Raw genomic sequence first — 3502 nt, forward strand, 5'->3', positions numbered from 1 at the left:
GTCTTACGAATTCCGGTAACTGTGAAAAGTGGAGATTTTGAACAGGCATCGGCCAAATTGGAATGTGGCGTCCCTTTCTTATTAAGACATTGTTATCAGTATGGCATTGATGACGAAAAAGATGCCCTTTTTGGAGTTGGTGGAGGAGTAATGAATCAATTCCAAAAACCGACCAATAAAGATGCACCGATCAGCAATAAACTTGTCGTTCAGGGCGTGGAATTGCTTAAAACTCTAGATAGTCGTTTACAATAGGAAAGCCCCGTTCAATGAGCAACATTGAACGGGGCTTTCTTCATATAAATCATTGTGGAGGTAAAATTTCCGGTCGATTACTGACAGGCTTCCAGTGAGTGACCCCATCATCTTCATCGAATGAAATGGTTACATCTTGAACACCTTGTTGATGAAGAATTAAATCTACAAGATGATCTCGAATGTCATCAGCCTCTGCAAAAGAGATTGAAGGGTCCACTTCAGCAACTAGTTCAACATGTAAAAACTCGCCTTCTTTAATTACTGCAAGCTTTTGAATATCTTTAACGTCTTTATGTTCAAATACGAGATGCGCAATATGGTTCAACATTTGTTCGTCCGTTTCCCCGATTGCTCCACGTGCATTTTCCAGGAAAACGCGACCAACAACGTAGAACATCATTAAACCAATCATGATGGAAGCGATACCTTCTGCTTGTAAAAAGCCTGTGAAATGAGCGATTAACACTGCGACAAATGCCAGAACTCCACCGCTTGTTGCCACTAAATCTTCCATAAAGACTAATTTTGTTGCGGGTTTCGCTCGATTTAAATGGCTAAAAGCGAGTGTTAAAGGTGCCAATCCTGTTGCTTTAGGCACACCAGCTTCGTGTAGTACTTCTTTTGCCGCTTTATAAAGTACGAAAGTTTCTAATATGATTGCAATAGCTAATACACCGAGAGTAATGAATAAACCGCCTGATTTAGCCGGATGTTGTATATGATGCCATCCTTCTATAACAGTCTCATAAGACAATATCCCAACAATTAGAACTGCTCCTAGACAAACTAAATTGACGACTCTTCCGAAACCATTTGGAAAACGGGGTGTAGGAGCTTTCTTGGAAAGGGCAGAACCGATGAAAACAAAGAATTGGTTTGCAGCATCCCCAATGGAGTGCATCATTTCTGCAAACATAGCTACATTTCCTGTGAAGAAGAATGCTACACCTTTTAGTATTGCGATTACTGTATTGACGATAGCCGCTAACAATGAAGGCTTATTTCCTTCTTTAAGTAGTCCGAAAAATTCTTTCATATAATCCTCCTATTAGGATAAAATTTCTAGTTCGACTCGATCAATGTATGAAAGAGAATGGACACTGTCATAAAWGGTTAATGAATTATGCTTTGGTAAAGTGGAAAAACGTAATTCAATTTCATGCTTCAATCGTTGATCGGAAAGTGGGATATCTTTGATACGAAGACTTTCAATGACCATCTCTTCTGATTTAAGAAAAGAAACCAAATGTTCGATCGAACCCGATTCAGAAAGGAGAACCTTCATATATACTTCCTTCATTCGAAGACGCTTAGGACCAATTTTAGAAAGAAGTGGAGGAAGAACCTCAATCCCAACCAAAACAATCAGTACACAACTCGTCGCCTCTACATAAAAACCTGCCCCGACAGCAATTCCGATTGCACCAGCACCCCAAATCATTGCAGCTGTTGTTAATCCGGTAATACTGTCGTTACCTTTTCGCAGTATTACACCCGCTCCTAGAAAACCAATTCCACTAACGATTTGGGCTGCCAGCCTTAAAGGGTCCATGGTTATATTCACACCGTCTCTAGCTTCTGCCATATAAGCTGACTCAATAGAGATATATGTAAGAAGACAGCTGAAAGTGGCAATAACCAAACTTGTCTTCAAACCAACTGGTTTCTTTTTAAGTTCCCTCTCAAGACCAATTATTAAACTTAATAATGCAGCCAATCCTAATTTCATCAATATTTCAGTATGTATAAATCCGTCAACAATTATTGAGCCCATAAGCATCCTCCTATTTAATAAGATAAAAAAAATTGCAATGCAGGATAAGACATGAAACAATATGAAGGATTATCTATATAGTACCTTTATTCGAATAGTATTATCAATTGTTTCAAGGGTACAGAGAGAAGTGAACTTAATGGAAAAACCAACAATTCACCCTTTAATTCCAATTGCAGTTGGCGTTCTCGCAGTTGCCCTGTCGGCAATATTTGTAAAACTTGCAAATGCGGATGCAGGGGTCATAGCATTTTATCGTATGTTATTTTCAGTATTAATCATGGCACCCATTTTCTTTTGGAAATACACGTCAGAAATTAAACAATTAACAAAGAGAGATTGGACATTTTCGTTAGTTGCCGGAATCTTTTTGGCTTTTCATTTTATCTTATGGTTTGAATCACTAAATTACACATCGGTGGCCAGTTCAACGGTTCTAGTGACGTTACAACCTATTTTTGCCTTCGCGGGTACATACTTCTTTTTTAAAGAACGCTTATCATTAAAAACCATCGTATCTGGAGTCATTGCATTAGGAGGCTCGATTTTAATAAGCTGGGGAGACTTCCGAATCAGTGGGAGTGCATTATATGGAGATGTATTGGCGCTCATCGCTTGTGCACTTGTTACTGCCTATCTTTTATTCGGCCAGGATGTACGTCAAAGACTGTCTCTCGTTACATATACATTTGTGGTGTATGGAATTAGTACGATTACGCTATTTTTCTATGTATTAATTAAAGGAGAATCATTTGGACCTTATCCAGCTGATGATTGGTTATGGTTTATCTTATTAGCAATCGTACCGAATCTATTGGGACATACATTATTTAATTGGTCTTTAAAATATGTTTCAACAAATGTTATATCAATCGCAATTTTATTTGAGCCTGTGGGTGCAGCAATTTTAGCATTTTATATCTTTGATGAATATTTAATCACGACTCAGATCATCGGAGGAATCATCGTTATTGCAGGTATAGTACTGTTTGTAGTGGACTTTAAGAAGATATTTAAACTTTTTCGTAAAAAACCTCTTGATTTATAAATCAAGAGGTTGTATATTAATACTTGTCCTTCGGAAGCGAAGAAAAATATTTCAAAATAGTTATTGACTTTGATTTCGAATGAAGGTATATTAATAAAGTCGCCAAAACGAGCGACAAACAAAAAAGAAAAAGCAAAACTTTTTGTTGACATGACAATCTGGATTTGCTAAGATATAAAAGTTGCCGTTACAACAACGGTAAACAAATGAACCTTGAAAACTGAACAGCAAAACGTCAACAATAAAGCGGAACGCACTTCGGTGTGGGAAGCGAAACTTGAACTTAATTGTTCATTTTAAAACGTCATTAATTTGACGCCAGCAACAAAGTCGAGCTAATCGACTCACCTATTATGGAGAGTTTGATCCTGGCTCAGGACGAACGCTGGCGGCGTGCCTAATACATGCAAGTCGAGCGGAAT

Annotated in this window: 4 protein-coding genes and 1 rRNA gene; 3 read left to right on the forward strand and 2 right to left on the reverse strand. The window is 38.0% G+C overall.

What is annotated here, in order from left to right; all coding sequences use genetic code 11:
- Positions 1–255, forward strand: a 255-nt coding sequence (locus AC1DSB_RS16490) for a YugN family protein (protein WP_477587137.1), incomplete at its 5' end; no start/stop codon positions are given.
- A gap of 49 nt (positions 256–304) precedes the next feature.
- On the opposite strand, the gene AC1DSB_RS16495 is transcribed toward AC1DSB_RS16490, so the two are convergent.
- Together AC1DSB_RS16495 and AC1DSB_RS16500 are read right to left on the reverse strand one after the other, a co-directional pair.
- Complete coding sequence (locus AC1DSB_RS16495) at positions 305–1294, reverse strand: cation diffusion facilitator family transporter (protein WP_477532417.1); 990 nt, start codon at positions 1292–1294, stop codon at positions 305–307.
- 12 nt (positions 1295–1306) lie between these two features.
- A complete protein-coding gene (locus AC1DSB_RS16500) occupies positions 1307–2032 on the reverse strand; it encodes an MgtC/SapB family protein (RefSeq protein WP_477587138.1) in 726 nt (241 codons plus the stop codon).
- A gap of 139 nt (positions 2033–2171) precedes the next feature.
- Between AC1DSB_RS16500 and AC1DSB_RS16505 the strand changes: the two genes are divergently transcribed.
- Together AC1DSB_RS16505 and AC1DSB_RS16510 are read left to right on the forward strand one after the other, a co-directional pair.
- On the forward strand, positions 2172–3080 hold the full coding sequence (locus tag AC1DSB_RS16505; RefSeq protein WP_477532418.1) for a DMT family transporter: 909 nt from the start codon (positions 2172–2174) through the stop codon (positions 3078–3080).
- A gap of 350 nt (positions 3081–3430) precedes the next feature.
- Positions 3431–3502, forward strand: a 16S ribosomal RNA gene (locus AC1DSB_RS16510); the annotation flags it as partial.

The sequence above is a fragment of the Paenisporosarcina sp. P4_E4_2 genome (genome assembly GCF_056401595.1).

Coding starts and splice junctions, on each gene's coding strand:
- AC1DSB_RS16495 (WP_477532417.1), bottom strand. CDS start 1,294: ATGAAAGAATTTTTCGGACTACTTAAAGAAGGAAATAAGCCTTCATTG.
- AC1DSB_RS16505 (WP_477532418.1), top strand. CDS start 2,172: ATGGAAAAACCAACAATTCACCCTTTAATTCCAATTGCAGTTGGCGTT.